14 protein-coding genes are annotated in these 16,896 nt (G+C 50.8%); 7 read left to right on the forward strand and 7 right to left on the reverse strand.

Features of this window, described 5'->3' with window-relative positions:
- Positions 1-16: 16 nt before the first annotated feature.
- Entirely contained in the window at positions 17-1,321 is a 1,305-nt protein-coding gene (locus FE845_RS11200) for an ATP-grasp domain-containing protein (protein ID WP_200364552.1), read from the forward strand.
- Between the two features lie 155 nt (positions 1,322-1,476).
- Positions 1,477-2,280: an alpha/beta fold hydrolase gene (locus tag FE845_RS11205; protein WP_200364554.1), complete on the forward strand. Its 804-nt coding sequence runs from the start codon at positions 1,477-1,479 to the stop codon at positions 2,278-2,280.
- A 74-nt stretch (positions 2,281-2,354) separates the two neighbouring features.
- Here FE845_RS11205 and FE845_RS11210 read toward each other — a convergent pair whose 3' ends face one another.
- From FE845_RS11210 to FE845_RS11220, 3 genes are all read right to left on the reverse strand, one after another.
- Positions 2,355-3,995, reverse strand: coding sequence for a carboxypeptidase regulatory-like domain-containing protein (locus tag FE845_RS11210; protein WP_200364556.1), 1,641 nt, complete (start codon positions 3,993-3,995; stop codon positions 2,355-2,357).
- A gap of 167 nt (positions 3,996-4,162) precedes the next feature.
- Positions 4,163-4,804 (reverse strand): ATP-dependent zinc protease, encoded by a 642-nt coding sequence (locus FE845_RS11215; RefSeq protein WP_200364558.1) that lies wholly within the window; start codon positions 4,802-4,804, stop codon positions 4,163-4,165.
- The gene (locus FE845_RS11220; RefSeq protein WP_200364560.1) at positions 4,801-5,376 is read right to left on the reverse strand and encodes an ACP phosphodiesterase; all 576 of its coding nucleotides are present in this window, start codon (positions 5,374-5,376) and stop codon (positions 4,801-4,803) included. Before FE845_RS11220 ends, FE845_RS11215 begins: the two co-directional genes overlap by 4 nt.
- A gap of 249 nt (positions 5,377-5,625) precedes the next feature.
- Here FE845_RS11220 and FE845_RS11225 point away from each other — a divergent pair, with 249 nt between their 5' ends.
- Positions 5,626-7,038, forward strand: a complete 1,413-nt coding sequence (locus FE845_RS11225; protein WP_200364753.1) for a TrkH family potassium uptake protein — start codon at positions 5,626-5,628, stop codon at positions 7,036-7,038.
- A 28-nt stretch (positions 7,039-7,066) separates the two neighbouring features.
- Here FE845_RS11225 and FE845_RS11230 read toward each other — a convergent pair whose 3' ends face one another.
- Together FE845_RS11230 and FE845_RS11235 are read right to left on the reverse strand one after the other, a co-directional pair.
- The gene (locus tag FE845_RS11230) at positions 7,067-7,726 is read right to left on the reverse strand and encodes an alpha/beta hydrolase (RefSeq protein WP_200364562.1); all 660 of its coding nucleotides are present in this window, start codon (positions 7,724-7,726) and stop codon (positions 7,067-7,069) included.
- Positions 7,727-7,764: 38 nt separating this feature from the next.
- The gene (locus FE845_RS11235; protein WP_200364564.1) at positions 7,765-8,958 is read right to left on the reverse strand and encodes a 1-acyl-sn-glycerol-3-phosphate acyltransferase; all 1,194 of its coding nucleotides are present in this window, start codon (positions 8,956-8,958) and stop codon (positions 7,765-7,767) included.
- 188 nt (positions 8,959-9,146) lie between these two features.
- Between FE845_RS11235 and recQ the strand changes: the two genes are divergently transcribed.
- Complete coding sequence (recQ, locus tag FE845_RS11240; protein WP_200364567.1) at positions 9,147-11,015, forward strand: DNA helicase RecQ; 1,869 nt, start codon at positions 9,147-9,149, stop codon at positions 11,013-11,015.
- A gap of 20 nt (positions 11,016-11,035) precedes the next feature.
- Here the strand turns inward: recQ and FE845_RS11245 are convergent, their stop codons facing one another.
- Complete coding sequence (locus tag FE845_RS11245) at positions 11,036-11,590, reverse strand: DUF4442 domain-containing protein (RefSeq protein WP_200364569.1); 555 nt, start codon at positions 11,588-11,590, stop codon at positions 11,036-11,038.
- Between the two features lie 269 nt (positions 11,591-11,859).
- On the opposite strand from FE845_RS11245, the gene FE845_RS11250 reads away from it, so the two are divergent.
- Positions 11,860-12,819, forward strand: coding sequence for an ABC transporter substrate-binding protein (locus FE845_RS11250; RefSeq protein ID WP_200364571.1), 960 nt, complete (start codon positions 11,860-11,862; stop codon positions 12,817-12,819).
- A 7-nt stretch (positions 12,820-12,826) separates the two neighbouring features.
- Here the strand turns inward: FE845_RS11250 and FE845_RS11255 are convergent, their stop codons facing one another.
- Positions 12,827-14,713, reverse strand: a complete 1,887-nt coding sequence (locus FE845_RS11255) for a methyl-accepting chemotaxis protein (RefSeq protein ID WP_200364573.1) — start codon at positions 14,711-14,713, stop codon at positions 12,827-12,829.
- Positions 14,714-14,827: 114 nt separating this feature from the next.
- Between FE845_RS11255 and FE845_RS11260 the strand changes: the two genes are divergently transcribed.
- Positions 14,828-16,348, forward strand: coding sequence for a bifunctional GNAT family N-acetyltransferase/carbon-nitrogen hydrolase family protein (locus tag FE845_RS11260; protein WP_200364575.1), 1,521 nt, complete (start codon positions 14,828-14,830; stop codon positions 16,346-16,348).
- Between the two features lie 116 nt (positions 16,349-16,464).
- On the forward strand, positions 16,465-16,863 hold the full coding sequence (locus tag FE845_RS11265) for a hypothetical protein (protein ID WP_200364578.1): 399 nt from the start codon (positions 16,465-16,467) through the stop codon (positions 16,861-16,863).
- Positions 16,864-16,896: the final 33 nt, after the last annotated feature.

Consider the following 16,896-nt stretch of genomic DNA (forward strand, 5'->3'; position numbering starts at 1 on the left):
GCAAGGAGAAAAGATAATGTCGATAACACCCGAAGAACAACTCAGCGATGTGTCAGGATGGCTGGATCCGACTATGGACTCGGTTAAGGGAACCGAGACCCCAAAGGATCCTAACAAAGGCTACATCGCCCTCCTCGGCTGGAGCGTGAACGCCATAAAAGCGGCGCAGAAGTTTGATCGCCGCTACATTGTGGTTGCTCCGGAATGGGCGGCAGACTTTTGTACTGCTAACAAAATACCCTTCATTCCATGGGATTTTCTTCGCTTGAATGACCGTTCCTTCGAGATTGCTCAAAAGCTAAAGTCGGAAGGTGTGGATGTTGCGATACCGCTATTTGAAGAAACGGTAGAGTGGTCCGGCGCAATTAACTCTGTGTTGCTCGATAGCCCTCGCATGTTCGGCCAGTCCATTTTGTTCCGAGACAAATCGTTAATGAAGCGTCGGGCTCAGCTTGGAGGTATTCGCGTAGGCATCTTCGAGGAAGCCCACGAGAAAGATGACATCGTGCGTTTTATGAAGCGTGTTAACCAGACGCTGCTGAAGCTAGATGGCGATCCAGATGATCCCATTCACGTAAAAGCCTTCGACAAAGCCGGTTGCCTTGGCCACCGGATGATCCGAAAGATAGAAGAAATTGACTCCATTCCAGCAGAAGAGTATCCCCTGCTTATGGAAAGTCACTTGGATGGCTGGGAGTTTGCCGTTGAGGCCTGGATTCACGATGGTAAGATTAAGTTCCTGAATATTTCCGAATACGTAACGTTGGGCTACTCGGTGTTCGTGCCCGCAACTGAGCAACTTGAGAGCTGGCGCAACGCGATCACCAAGCAAATTGAGTTGCTGATCAAAACCTTCGAAATAAAATTTGGGTTGATTCACCCTGAGTATTTTGTGACGGCCGACGGCGAAATGTACTTTGGCGAGGTTGCCTTTCGCCCGCCAGGTTTCAAGGCTTTCGAGCTTATTGAAAGAGCCTACGGATTCAGTGCGTATCAAGCGTCTATGTTGGTGTTCGATCCTAAAAGCACCAAAGAGGAGGTGGACGCCTTCTTCCCAAGGGAGGTGGTTGACGCCAAAGGCTATGCAGGGTGCTTCGGCGTATACCCAAGACGCCGCGTAGTGAGTAAGCTGGAAATGCCCAAAGAAACCATTGAGCACCCCTACTTCGAGTCCCACGAGTTAGTCGCCCCGACAGAAGAAACGGTTCCAGACCGGTCTGCCTTCGGAACCCATTGGGGCCTGATTTTCTTCTACGGTGACGACCCCATTAAGATGCGGGACTTACTGAAGGCTCAGGAAGAGCTGGACTTCTACGTTTAAACCAGTGACTCAGCGCCTCTGGCTTCCAAACAGGAAATCAGGGGCGTTGCCTTTCTCTTTTACGGCCATCATTTTCCGTGTCTGAAGTTTTAATAGCATTGGATAACGCCATAATGTCAGATAATGTGTAACGTACTGACAGGAATGGAATACCAATGCATTCGACCTACAAACAAGAACACTTCGTTTCCACCCCTACCGGTGACATCTACGTAAAGAGCTGGGCACCTGCCGCAAGCTCCCAAGCGTCAACGACGGCGCCTGTTGTGATGTTTCATGATTCGCTTGGAAGCGTGGAGCTTTGGCGCGAATTTCCAGAACAGCTTGCTCTGTCTCTTGGCCGCAAAGTGATTGCGTACGACCGGCCCGGTTTCGGGCGCTCGTATATCCGAACGGAAAAACTGGAAACTGATTTCATTCTTAATGAAGCCAGCGGCCCATTTGCAGCAATTCGCTCAGAGCTAGGTATAGAAAAGTTCATTGCCTTGGGGCATAGCGTGGGTGGCGCGATGGCTGCGGTGTGTGCAGCCTCCTTTACGGATCAATGCATTGCGCTTATTACCGAAGCGGCTCAAGCATTTGTTGAGGATCGAACTGTCGAAGGCATCCGAGACGCAAAACAGGTTTTTGCGCAAGATGGCCAGATAGATAGATTAAGAAAGTATCACGGCGAAAAAGCAGAGTGGGTACTGCGCGCATGGACGGACACGTGGCTCTCTGAGGAGTTCCAACACTGGACTCTGAAAGAAATCCTAACAAAGGTGCGCTGCCCTGTTCTTGCCATCCACGGCGAAGATGACGAATTCGGCTCAGGCGCACACCCTGAACTTTACACGTCACTGCCTTCAGGGCCTTGTTTTTTGGAGCTTTTAAAGGACTGCGGCCATGTTCCGCACAGGGAGAAGCCGGACGTTGTGACTGCAGCGATTGAGAGGTTTTGTCGAGAGCATGTGGGCTGAGAAAGTTCTCAACCAGGTTCTATAAATTACAAAGGCCCGCGCACGCGGGCCTTTGCATTAATGCAGCTTATTACTTACTGCGCTTCGCTATAATATTTACGCTTAGCTGCTGTTGTAGCCGGATTGGTTATGGAGTTCAGGCTGAACCCTGAAACGGAGTATCTTTCCCCCTCATCTTCACGCCATTGCTGTACTGGATCAAGACGAACGCTGCCTGCTTCATCCACAACGAGATCTGCAACCGCCCACCATCTTGAAATACTGCCTTGGGCATTTTGCGGAGAGAAAATCTGTGTTTGGCCACCTATTGAAAACTCAACGCGCGCAGGTGAGCTGGCTATCGTGCCACTGCCACTGTACAAGTGCACAAGGTAACGATAGCGACCAGCGTTCGGGAAACTTGGAATTGTTACAACTTCAGGGCCGAAGCTTGTAATGTCATCCACATCTAGTTCTATTGTGGTGTCACCAATAGTTTCACGCTTGTTGTAGAATGCAACATGAAAGTCACTGGTGTCCGACTCGTCTGCTGGTCCAAGCAAATGGGAGTCCAAGTCACTCGGATTTTCTCCCCAAGTGAGCGTGATTGAAACCGCCGAGTCAGACAGAACTAGATCGTTTTCCAAATCTGTATTCCCGGAACCAACCTCCACTTCACGAGTGTTCGATGTGGTATTTCGGTAGGCTGAAATCAGTATCTCCGAGTTTGCCCGGACAGGTAGCGAGAAAGTACCATCAGCCCGCGTAAGCACGGTATTCATTCCAATGTAGTCGTATCCCTGAGCCCGAACCTCAGCGCCAGCCACTGGGTTTCCTGCGCCATCAACGACGCGCCCTGTGACATCCACGGGCGTATACACATCAACCGTATTCCACGTTGTGAAATGCGTTACAGTGCCCTCGTAATAGCTGCCGACCAACGATGCTTCACCTTCTTGAACCCAATCGCCGGTTGTTTCATCAAACCATGCCAGAGGAACAGAGGCTGGCGCGTTACTTGAATTGATGCCGTCGGCCAACGGGATCCTAATCGTTACAGGGGTGCCACTGTTAAGCTGCAGTGGATTTCCATTTTCATCGGTAAAATCAAAGGTAACAGCACCAAACGTGGTCAGAAGGCCTGGTTGGCCATTCTCATCCAAAATGGTGTAAGCCCCCGGGATAATAGACGGGTCACTCGCCGGGTTCAGGATAGTGACTTGACCATTTACGTTGCCGGTGTACGGCGTACCGTTAGTTCCGAATGCATTTGGTGGTAGAACAGCAATATCTGGACGACCTTCTACGTCCAATGAAGCTCCGGTATCACCTGAGAATGTGGTAGTGAGCTGAGCCGGGAGCAATGAGAGCTCTAGGCTGTCATTATCGGCATCCGCCGCAGTGGAGGTAACAAGCGAGCTGGAGCCGAACCCTGTAGCCCGGCCAGATACTGTGGCTCTTCCGGCCTGTTCAGGTGCCTCAAAGCTAAATGCCCCCCCGTCTCCCGAGGTTACACGCAGAGGCTCATCGAGCCCAGAGGCGTTCAGGGTGACCAAAGCCCCCGAAATGGGCTCACCTGTGTAGTAGTTACGTACGACACCTGAAAGGCCAGATTCCTGACCACCGGGGTCGGAAGCTTCGGGGGACGAGCTAGACGAAGACGAACCGCCGCAACCAACTAGAGCTGATGACAGCAGGACAGCAGAAACCATATATAACGTTTTGTATTTTTTCATAATTCCTTTCCTTTGGAATATCTACGCGCCAATGTTATACGTCATGCTAGAAATAACCGTGCACTTGTCAGTATAAATTGGCTTACCGCATTTTCAATAAATCAATTACGTCAGCTTCAAACAGGTATAACTCCGAAGGAAACACGGCCCAGCTATTCAGAGAACCACTAGCTTTTTTTATCCACTTCAACAATCCTGGCTCGCTGTTTGTCCACAAGCTCCTCCAAACTCATATACTCGCACTCTTTATTTGCAATAAAGCTGTCTGCGGAGGCAATTAATATGTTGTCGTCCCGCATAAACCGGCGGCCCAACAGAACCGGATAAGAGAAGTTACCGCGGTCCGTCAGCGAAAATTGGGTTTGGTGATTGGTTCCGGCAATGCAGAAGTCCATCATCACCACGTAACGTCGCTGAGAAGGCGCGCCTTTACGCTTTATGAGTACGGTTCGCTCTACCGGCCGCTCTAGCTCAAGAATAATCTCTTCGTGATTAATGTTGCTTTCGTCGTCCACAGGGTGATCTTTGTGGTCCGCCAAAGGGATTTGAAACTTCACCCATTTCTGGTCGTCTTGCTGAAACTCTTCCACGTTCACCGCATGCAATGACGAGGTTTTGGCGCCGGTATCCAGCCGGGCTTTAAGCCGCAGGCCGGTATCATTCATCACAACCCACTCAACAAACCCTAAGGTTTCGGGAACCGGAGGTTCGTCTTTGGGTGCCGGTTCGGCCAAACCCGCCGCTGGCATAGCAAGCGCCGTTGCGAGTGAGAAGGCTGCGGCGCGCGTAAAAGGGGCCAGAAACTTCATTCAATTCCTCCTGCAAATTCCTGTAAATCAGGGAAAAATGATAAAAAATGCTTTTCCAATTGCGAATGTAAAGGCCGTATTTCCTCAATCATGCCAGCAAACGAATTCTGGAATCGAATGCGTGCCGCCACCCTATCCAAGGCGTAACCGATGTTGTCGAGGTTGCGATACGATCCGAACCAATCGTGGGATACCAAGTGTCGGGTTATTTTGCTCATGCTGGGTGACATCAAGCTCTCATTGCTCTGAAGTTCCGCATACACCGCGCTTATAAAGGCATTCTGATCCGTGTCTGTAAATTTACTCCAATGTCGTAATAGAAAGTGATCGTACAAAACATCCAGAGCAACGCCCGCAAACCGGCGGCGTTGAGCAGAGAACAGCCGCTTGCTGGCGAGCACATCGGGGTGTCTGTCAGTAAAGCTGTCCACGGCCAGATGATGGCGCACGCCAAGTCTTACGGAAGATGGAAGCGCCGCCACGTCTATCCCTCGGGTAAAATCTCCAAGCATGCTCCCCACACGCGCCTCTGGCGAGTAGGGGGCAAGAAAAAGATGGGCGAGGTGGTTCACCGTGATCGTCCTGTTTGGATTCCATGACTGTTTGCTATGCAGGTTGCATGAATCGACGTGGCTTTTCTACATGTACACGCGCATTACCTTGCTTGCTGACAGCATTTTAATGCCCGGTTAATCAAGCCCCAGCCCGCGAGTTTCCTTGCGGATGAGTTCTCTCACAGGTATTCTGGCGCACTCTCTCGGTTCAGCTAGCTCGGGCATCCATTGAGAAACCTCTACCCTGTTATTTTTATTGTAAGCCTCATGTTTGTGCTGCTAAGCATATTCATGACGCTGCCAGTGTTTCTATTGCTCGGTTCAGACGCACCGAATGCGCTGTCGTTTGTAGAGTCAGCAGCTATCGTATTGGGTATCGGGCTGCTTGGCATAGTCTCCACTTATCGCAAGCCGCGAGATTTAAAACCACGGTATATGTTCGTACTTACCGTGTCGTCCTGGTTCATCATTGCCCTACTCTCCGCTCTACCTTTTTATCTCAGTGATGACGGTATTTCTGCTGCAGATGCATTCTTCGAGGGTGCTTCAGGCATTACCACCACAGGTGCCACGGTATTCAGTGGTTTGGATAATATGGATAGAGACCTCCTCCTCTGGCGCTCGATTCTGCAGTGGATAGGCGGAATCGGGATAATCGGCATGTTCGTTGCCGTTCTGCCGTTTCTCCGTGTTGGTGGGATGAGATTGTTTGCTACCGAGTCGTCAGAGTGGACAGACAAAGCTCTACCGAGAATGAAAACACTGAGTCGCGGCCTACTCTTCGTTTACATCATTTTTTCAACCATAGCGGTCGTCACTTACTGGCTCTCAGGCATGACGCTGTTTGATGCATTCAATCACGGCTTAACCAGCATCGCCACGGGCGGCTTTTCAACATCGGATCTGAGCATGGGTAAGTTCAATGATTTGATACTGATGGAAGCGTCTTTCTTTATGATGATTGGTAGCTTGCCGTTCTTCCTTTTCGTGCGGGAGCTTCACGGGCAGCGCGGCGTGCTGTTCAGAGACCAACAAGTCAGGCTGTTTTTGACCATACTTCTGGTGGTGCCAGCGCTACTCACACTGTACCGCTGGTCGGTGTCGCCGGTGCCTTTTGACCCGCTGCACAACTATGTGGCTACCTTGTTTAACGTTACCTCAGTGGTGACAACAACCGGCTATGCGTCAGAGGACTACTCGGCTTGGGGGCCGCTGGCGTTCGTGCTGTTTTTCTTTTTAATGTTTATTGGCGGGTGTTCCGGGTCAACGTCCGGGGGCATGAAGATTTTTCGCTTCCAGCTCTCGCTGATCGTACTTCGGGAACAGATGATTCGCTTGCTGCACCCACGGGCTGTGCTAACCCGTAACTATAACGGACGCGCGGTAAGCGACGATATTATTGCATCGATGATCGCCTACACGTTTATTTTTCTGCTGTGTCTTCTATTGATCACCGTTTCATTGGCGGCCATGCAACTCGATTTTATAACGTCGTTATCGGGTGCGCTCACGGCCCTCACCAACGTAGGCCCGGGACTTGGCGATATCATTGGCCCTGCGGGGAACTTTGGTCCCCTCCCCGACCCCGCCAAGTGGGTTCTGGCGGTTGGCATGCTAATGGGGCGACTGGAAATTCTAAGCGTAGTGATTGTACTTTCACCGGCATTCTGGCGAAGCTAAAAATGCCGGTGAGTTGTTCAATGCCTATCTATAGAGCGTGCTTGCGAATAAAACGCCCGATGTCCTGAACTTCCTCCAAACAAACGCTGTGCTCCATAGGGAAGGTCATATAGGCCGGCTCGTAGCCCATTTCTTTAAGGGTTTCTACACTGCGCACGCCAAGCGCCTCGGGAACCATGGGATCGAATGTTCCGTGGTAGATGTTGATGGGTATACCCGCATTCGCCTCAGAAGGCTGCACGGTTTTTGCCGTGGCAAAGTAGGTAGAAAGCGCCAAGATGCCCGCCAAGCGTTTTGGATAGGCCAGTCCTAACTCATAGGCAACCGCCCCACCTTGCGAAAACCCTGCAATCACAATGTTTTCAGATGGAATACCCCTCTCAATTTCCCGCTCGATGAGCTTGCCCACGGCGCGCGCCGAATCCATCAACTGGTCCGTGTCTACAACCCGGTCAATATCCATGGCTTTGATGTCATACCAAGCGGGCATACTCATACCGCCATTGATAGTGACAGGTAGGTTGGGTGCGTGCGGAAATATAAACCGCACGGCCGCGTCGTCTGGCAGGCCAAGTTCTGGCACTACGGGCTCAAAATCGTGGCCACTGGCGCCGAGGCCGTGCAACCAGATAACGGCGGCTGTCGGGTTGGCTCGAGTTTCCAGCTCAATATACTGAAGATCCTGCACGCAGTACCTCGTTTATCTCAAAGGGGTCTTTGTCCGGATTAGCCCGGTGTGTTTAGCTTAGTGTTTGCATCCAGTGCGGTTTGAACCGGGTTGGCATACATGTCCAATAGATAAGGGCGGATCGCAGGATCACAAGCCGATAATCGCTTATCCATTTCCGCGCGAGCTGCTTCCACCTCTTCTTCAGTCCAATTCCCTGCAGTAACCACTGAGCTGCGAGCGGCATCAAAGCTCGTGGCATTCTCAGAATGCGAGCTTCGTGCCTCATAGGCTACAAGGTTTGATGCGTGCAAGTGATAATTCGCGTGTATTTCGCTATCAACCAGCCCGGCAAGCTCTTTGGCATTCTCCGGAGAATCGGTAATAGGTGCTCCAAAATGAACGTGAACATGGCCTTTAAACTCGGTTAGGCCTTTCATTATTTGCTCTGTGTCTTCACCTTCTGCTTTTTTATAACTGCCGCAGCGGGCCTTGGTTTCCAATTCACGGGCTTTGTCGGCATCGCAAGGGTCATACTCGTAGGAAATAGAAACTGGAACGATGCGAAGTTTGTTCATGGCTTCGGCGAAGCTAAGACCGCTTTTTTTGCAGCTCATGTAAAACATTTTTATGATCGCTGGGTCTGTATAGTCCAGACCATCTTTCGCTCGCCCCTCACGCTGGGCAATCCAGATATTCTCGTTGTTAGCGATGCTGTGATTGATAAAGCCGGAAAGCGTAAGGTATGCGTCGCGCATTTCCCGTGGGCTGGTCATGTCACGGCGCACGATAAAACTCTTATTAAGCCGCATCATTTCAGCGAACACGCGGTTGGCAAGCAAGTTATCGCCAATGGCTATGCGGGTGGTGCGCAGATTGTTGTGGAATAACAGGTAATTAACCACCATGGGATCAAACACAATGTCCCTGTGGTTTGAGATAAACAGGTAGGCACCCTGTTTGCCCAAGTTCTCAATACCGCTCGTTGTGACACGGGTAGTGGTGTTTTCGATCAGCTCGCCAATATACCCCGAGAGGCCCGCCTGCAGGTCATCCACTTGGGTGAAGTGGCCAAAGCGATTACTCAGCCAGCGACGGGTTAGAAAACGCAAGGGGCCGGGAGCCCAACGAGCCAGCAGAGGCGACTTAAAGCGGCCGACCATGTCCAGAAATTCCTGATCGTTGACCAATCGCTTGATTGCCGGCCCGGTTTCTTCGTCCGAATAGGGACGGATGGCGTCAAATTCCTGCATGTATGCCCTGTTTTTATGTGAGTAACGGATATAGTGAGCCGTGAGTCCTTAAATTAAAACCGCAATATTGTATCGGCTTTCCCTTGGTTTTGCCTCCCAAAACACGGCCTCCCCGGCCATTCCTGCCTTCGGATCTGGTATGATCCACTCCCTGATTTCACCCAGCATCGCGATTGACCGGTTATTCTATGTATCCCGACCAGGACTTTGAACAGCTTTCTGCAGAGAGGCCTACCACCTCTGGCAAGAGCCCCGAACAAGTGTTGCACGAGGTGTTCGGTTACGAATCCTTCCGGCCTTTGCAGGGGGAAATCATCCATGAGGTGGTTTCTGGCGGCGATGCTCTCGTACTTATGCCCACAGGCGGTGGTAAATCCCTCTGTTATCAGGTTCCGGCTCTTGTTCGCCCGGGCACCGCAATTGTAGTTTCACCGTTGATTGCTCTCATGCAGGATCAGGTTGCAGCTCTACGAGAGCTAGGTGTGCGTGCTGCGTTCCTGAACTCCACCATGGATTTTGAGCAAGCACGCGCTACGGAGTACGCACTAAGCACCGGCGAACTGGATTTGCTCTATTGCGCCCCCGAGCGATTAATTCAGCCCCGCACACTCGAACTGCTGCACGATGCCTCTATCTCGTTGTTTGCCATTGATGAAGCCCACTGCGTCTCCCAATGGGGGCACGACTTCCGGTCTGACTATCTGCAACTGGCGGTATTGGCTAACGAATTTCCGTCGATTCCTCGGATCGCTCTCACTGCAACTGCCGATGAGCGCACCCGCAAAGAGATCGCTGAACGCCTCTCTCTCACCAACGCACGACACTTTATCAGCGGTTTTGATCGTCCAAATATTCAGTACCGGATTGCACCGAAAACTAACGTAAACAAACAATTACTAGACTTTATTAAAGCAGAACATGAAGCCCATTGCGGCATTGTCTATTGCCTATCCCGAAACAAAGTGGATGCTACGGCAAAGATGCTCGCGCAGAAAGGTTATACCGCTCTGCCCTACCATGCCGGGCTTCCTGCAACTGACCGGGCTCGCAATCAGGAACGTTTTCTACGGGAAGACGGCGTAATTATTGTTGCCACAATAGCCTTCGGTATGGGCATTGATAAGCCCGACGTGCGCTTTGTGGCGCATCTGGATCTACCTAAAAGTCTGGAGGCTTATTATCAGGAAACGGGCCGTGCAGGCCGTGACGGCAAGCCTTCAACTGCATGGATGGTTTATGGCCTTCAAGATGTCATCAAACTAAGGCAGATGCTGGAAGCCTCCCAGGGTAACGATCACTTCAAGCGTATCGAGCGGCAGAAGCTGGATGCCATGCTGGGCCTGTGTGAAGTAACCAAATGCCGACGGCAAGTTTTGCTGAACTACTTCGGAGACGAGTTAGAGGCGCCATGTGGCAACTGCGACACCTGTCTCAACCCACCTGAAACATGGGATGGCACAGTTGCCGTGCAAAAAGCCTTGTCTTGTGTTTTCCGCACTGGCCAGCGTTTTGGCGTTACGCACCTGATTGACGTGTTGCGCGGTTCAGTAAATGAGCGTGTTCAACAGCTGGGACATAATCAAGTATCCACCTATGGCATAGGAACCGAGCTTTCCGCTAACGAATGGAAGTCGGTCTTCCGTCAATTGGTGGCTAACGGCTATCTGCGGGCCGACCCCGAAGGTTATGGGGCTTTGCAGCTCACCGAACAATGCCGGCCACTGTTAAAAGGCGAACACAAGGTTGAACTGCGCAAAGACCCTGTCATTAAGACGTCGTCAAGTCGCTCTTCAAGTAGTAGATCAGGCAACGCAGTGAAAGATCAGGTTACGGACCATGTGGGCTGGGAGGCGTTGCGGGCTTGTCGCAAGCAGCTTGCTGAAAAACAAGGTGTGCCGCCCTACGTGATCTTCCACGACACGACCTTGTTTGACATGCTGGAACGTAAACCCGAAACCCTTGATGAGCTTGCGGGCGTAAGCGGTGTGGGTGCTGCCAAACTTGAAAAATACGGTGAGATTTTCCTCGCCGCCATTGCTGAGCTTGATCAAGCTTGAGGAGTGCCCGAAGCCTCGCTTTAAGCCTCGGGCTTAAAGCCTTTCTTTCGCACACGGTATTGCGCGATGGATGTCGCAACGTGATTGCCGTCCATATCTCTTAACACCCCCTCCAGCGAGAACTTTGCCCGACCGGTAGCGTCTGCATCTGAAAGAATACCAGCAACCTCCTCTGGCGACAGCTCAAATTCAACGGTGACATCCGAATTGGCTGGCTGCAGAAACTGAAGCGTCATTTCCTTCAAAATCGGTGTGTAAGCTGGGCCTAGGTCAAAAAGGGTTAAGACCCCACCCGGGATTTCCGCCACCAAAAAATAGGCGCCAGCATACAAGCTGCCAAAGTGATTTTTATTCCCTTTAAGCTGAATGCGCGCTCGCACATAACCCGGGCGAACTTCTTCTACGCTAAAGCGATTTCTAGGCGCGAAAGGAATTGAAAGCCCGATAAGACGGTTAACAGCCGCATAGCCCCCAGTTTTCTTTAACCACTCCACTGGTTGCGCCAGAGTTGCCTTTGGGTCTGTGGTAGAAATCCATTGTCCGGTTGCCCCGATAATGCTGTCAATAAAGGCCATTATTCCGCTCCTGTAATTTGGTTGAGGCGGATGATTATAAAGTCCGGAGTAGATCGCAACACTCTTTTACAATATTTTTGAGAGATTCACGGTTCCCCCACCACTTTCTGATCTACAGTGTCTATGTTGAATATCGTCATAACAATGATGTGACTAATGAATGGCTGTGAGAACGGATTCGGCAAACCGTCAATCGAAAAGCCGTCAAAAGGACTCAGATGGTGCCATACGTAAACAGTTTAATCGGTGACCGAGAGAGGCCCAATCGGATGGCTACCTTAGGTCTCTCTCTAACACTTCTTGGCGCTCTTCTATGGAGCAGCTTCGCTCACGCCAACTCGTTTCAGAGTGCTGGGGAAGCCGTAGTAGCACCGGAAAAATCCCTAACCTTTGCGAATTCGGTACCCCCTCCTGCTCAGGATTATGTGTTGTGGTACCGAAATTATGACAGCCCTGCGATCTACGCTCTGGTGGAGCTGGCACTGGAGAAAACACCAGAGTATGGGGACTACCGCCTACTCCGTAGCGATGAGCTGAGCCAAGGTCGCGCCTTACGCGAGCTTGGTAGGGGTAATCATCGGTTGGTGGACATTGCCAACGTGGCGACAACTGCCGAGCGGGAACAATTGTTAACCCCGGTTCCTATACCTGTGGACGGAGGCCTGCTTGGGTTTCGCGTGTGCGTCATCATGCCTGAAAGCCTTCCACTGTTTCATGAAATACACTCCCTTGCAGACCTTCGAGAAAGAGGTGTAAGAATCGGTCAAGGCGATCATTGGCCCGATACCTCGATTCTCAAAGAGAACGATATTCCGGTGATCACCCACTCCCGATACGAAATATTGTTTGGAATGCTTAGAAAGCACCGGTTCGACTGCTTTGCCAGAGGTGTGAGCGAGGTTGCCAATGACCTTAAACTTGAAAACGACCCGGAACTAACCATAGAACCCGGGCTTGTGTTGGCCTATCCAATGCCGTCTTATCTGTTCGTTGCTCCAGATGATCAGGTAACCGCCCATCGTTTGCAGCTGGGCTTGGAGCGTGCCATTCGTGATGGTAGCTTTGGCGTGTTCCTTGAACAGTACTACGGAGCTGCAGTTGCCAACCTGAATTTGGATAAGCGTAAAATCATTGTTTTGGAAAACCCTTTGTTGAGCGAGGAGTCAGACAATATTGGGCGCCAAACACTGAATAATCTGCGCTGGCGCATCCAATTACTTAGTCGCTAAACCCGAGTTACACCCGGAACCGAGACACGTTTCCATTCAGTGTCTGACCTATCTGCTCAATATGCCCGCTATAAACATCGTTTTCGCTAGCGGCCGCTGCAGCCTCTTGCCCCTGATCCGCAATGCGGGTAATCGATGAGTTCAGTTCTTCAGTAACCGATGTTTGCTCTTCCGAAGCGGTCGCAATTTGTGAGGTCATCTGGCTAATGGCAGTAATGGCTTCGGCAATTCGATTCAGGGAGTCCATCGCATCTTGTGCTTTTTCCATACTGACGTTGGACACCGCCGTTGAGGCTTTCATAACGTCTACTGCGTCACTGGCGCCTTTCTGCAAGCGCTCAATCATGTTATTGATTTCTTCTGTGCTGGACTGGGTGCGTTGGGCAAGATTTCGAACCTCATCTGCAACCACTGCAAAGCCACGACCGGCATCCCCCGCCCGCGCAGCTTCGATAGCAGCGTTCAGCGCCAGCAGGTTTGTCTGCTCGGCAATACCTTGAATAACTTCAAGAACAGACGTAATAGAAGCAACATCTCTGCCTAGCGCATCTATAACTTCGGTGGCCGCACTGACTTCGTGAGACAGCTTCTGCACGGCATCTCTGGATGCCGACACGGTTTCCAGCGAAGCTCGGCTGTCGCCATCAGCGGTATTTGCTGCGTCAGCTGTTTGTTGGGCATTCTGTGCAATTTCACCTGCAGCAGCGGACATTTCGTTAATTGCAGCAGCAACCATATCCACTTCAGTTTGCTGGCTCTCAACGCTGCTGCGACTGGTTTTCGCGGTATCCCTAAGTGCGACTACGTTAGTGGCTAGCTCATTACTACCCTGCTGTACTTCGCGAACCACCTCGTGGATTTTCTCTACAAACTGGTTAAAGCTCGAGGCCAGTTGCCCAAATTCGTCACGGGCACTGTCGTCCAAACGCTGCGTTAGATCTGCATCGTTCGAGCCAATATCCGCCATCGCCGCATTCAACCGACGAACTGGGGCCATCAGCGTGCGAATACCAATGTGTAGAACAACCAGCGATACCAAAAGGCCGATAACGGCGATAATCGCTCCCGCCATCATAGCGCTGCGAACCGGAGCGTGTATTTTATCTTCATTAACGAAGGTACCCAAATACCAGTCAACACCACGGGCATTACTAATGGAATGAAAGCTTGCACTCCATGGGGTGTCGTCCTGCTCATAGCTTTGTGCGGCGCCTTTCAGGTTTGGAGACTCACCTAGTAGGGAGCTGATATTCTTTCCGATCAGGTCTTCGTTCGGATGGTACAATACTGTGCCTTCATGACTGATAAGCGCGGCATAACCCGTGCCAGCCAGATTAATCACCGACAGCATGTCGTCAATGGCTTTCAACGTAATATCTGCACCGGCAACGCCTTGATAGGATCCCTGTTTTACAGGGGCGAGTGTTGAAATTATGAACTCGCCTGAGGCTGCATCTAAATACGGGTCAGTAAGGGAAGAGCGGCCAAGATCCATAGCCTTCTTGTACCAGGGGCGGGTACGCGGATCGTAATCAGCTGGCAGCGTATCGCTATCAGCCTGAGTTTTCATCAACATATACCCATCTGCACGGCCCACGTACACGTCCTTAAAGCCGCCTCCGGTCGAAATTGCCTGCAGCAGAGTACGTGCCTGCTCATCATTCGCACTTGTTTCAAGGGCTTTAGCCGTTGCTTCCGTCATTACAAGGCGAGTGTTGAGCCATTCGGCAATACTCGACGTATTCTGTTCCGCAGTGTTTTCTATTAATGAATCCACATAGGTTTGGGACGTATTTTGAAGGCGCAGATTGCCCGAAATCGTAAAGGCCGCCATCACCAAGATGAGCAGAATACTGAAGGTGACCAACAGTTTTTGACCGAATGTAAGGTGCACGGCTAACTCCTGACTTAGTTTTATTGGTTTACGGCTACCTGTGCGAACTCTTTAATTCCTTCTGATAAACTTATCCCACAATCTCATTCCACCGCCATACAGGAGTTCAACTGAATGGCTCACGAAGAACTGCACTTAAACCTTAGAAACCTGACACTTGATGATTATAAACAACTTCAGGTTCTCATGGATCGTGTTTACGATGATATTGGCGGATCTTGGCCAAAAGACACCATAAAAGCGCTGGTTGAACAGTTCCCGGATGGACAGATCTGCATTGAGGACAACGGTCAGCTGGTTGCTGTCGCACTGACGGTCTCCGTCAAGTACGAGCGCTTTAGTAATCCGCACACCTACGATGATCTGATTTTGCGCAATGAGCAGATTTGGCACAATCCAAAAGGTGATTCCCTCTACGGGCTGGATGTTTTCATTCATCCGGATTACCGCGGATACCGGCTAGGTCGCCGCCTGTATGAAGCACGCAAAGAACTGTGCCGCTCGATCAACCTGCGGGCTATTCTTGCGGGTGGACGCATTCCCGGCTACTTCAAATATGCAGATCAGTACTCTCCTGCAGAATACATTGACCGGGTTGATCGGAAAGACATCTACGATCCAATCCTGAGCTTTCAGCTGTCCAATGATTTTAAAGTTACGCGTTTGATGCACAAATACCTGCCAGAGGATGAGAAATCTCTGGGGTATGCCACTCTGCTGGAATGGCGGAACATTCTATACACACCGCCATCCTCTGTATTGAACGAGAAAAAGACTCAGGTTCGCATGGGAGCGGTGCAATGGCAAATGCGTGAATTTGCCTCGGTCGAAGAAGTGCTGGAGCAAGTTGAGTACTTTGTGGACGCGCTTTCAGATTACAAAAGCGACTTTGCGCTTTTCCCGGAATTCTTCAATGCGCCGCTAATGGGTCTAACAGATCAAGTCGATCAAACCCGCGCCATTCGCTTTCTTGCCGGCTTTACCCAACAGTTCCGGGACCGCATGTCTGACATGGCGGTAAGCTACAACATCAATATTGTTACCGGCTCTATGCCACTGTTGGAGAATGACAGGGTCTACAACGTATCCTACCTTTGCCATCGCGATGGCCGAGTAGACGAACAACGTAAAATTCACATTACACCCCACGAACGTCGCGATTGGGTTGTAGAAGGTGGTAACAAGTTTGAAGTGTTCGACACAGATTCGGGGCGCGTCGCGATTCTAATCTGCTATGACATCGAATTTCCGGAGTTGGGCCGAATTGCAGCCTCCAAAGAAGTCGACATCATCTGTGTGCCCTTCTGGACAGATACCAAAAACGGCTATCTACGGGTTCGGCATTGCGCTCAGGCCCGGGCAATAGAAAACGAGTGCTATGTTGTGATCACCGGTAGCGTCGGGAACCTGCCCAAAGTGGAGAACCTGGACGTACAATACGCTCAATCGTCAGTGTTCTCACCGTCTGACTTTGCCTTCCCCCACGATGCAGTGATGGCAGAAACAACGCCGAATACAGAGATGATAATGTTTTCAGATATGGATCTGGAAAAACTTACATTGGTTCGCAATGAGGGGTCCGTAACCAACCTAAAAGACCGAAGAGTTGACATGTATGAAATTATCACCCGTTAAGTGTTGAACAAGGGTCTCAAAGGTTTATCGTATAGCACTGATGGCATTGCAAAAGCTTTGCCCAGTGTCTATTGTTTAATCAATATAAAGCCAGCCTCTGTAGAGACTCAGTATTCATGAATGAAGCGTTGCCCGATCTTGTTGTCCGTTTCACAATTCGGCACAGCCTATTCCGCAAAGAACGGGTGGAAGCTGCGTTGTTTGCGTTGGACGCTTATGGTTGCGTTATGAAGACGGATAAAATGTTCAATCCCGGCGATACCATTATGCTCGATCTGGTTATGGATATGCCGTTTGACAAAATCCGCGCAGAGAACATATCAGGGTTGGTTACCGAACGCAGAAAGCACTGCAGTAACTTCTTTTACTCCATTGATTTTTCGGATCTAAAGGCTGACGGTGACACCGCTCTTGAAGAAAAGTTGCGCCGTATCAGAGAGGTGCTTTCCAAAAAGCAGTCGTTGAAATCACGACGTTCCTCAGGTTCCATGCCCAACATGCGGCATATGGCCTGATTATTATCCGTTCTACCTGTCTGCAAGGAGACA

This window comes from Marinobacter sp. 1-4A (assembly GCF_016597725.1).
GTDB lineage: Bacteria > Pseudomonadota > Gammaproteobacteria > Pseudomonadales > Oleiphilaceae > Marinobacter.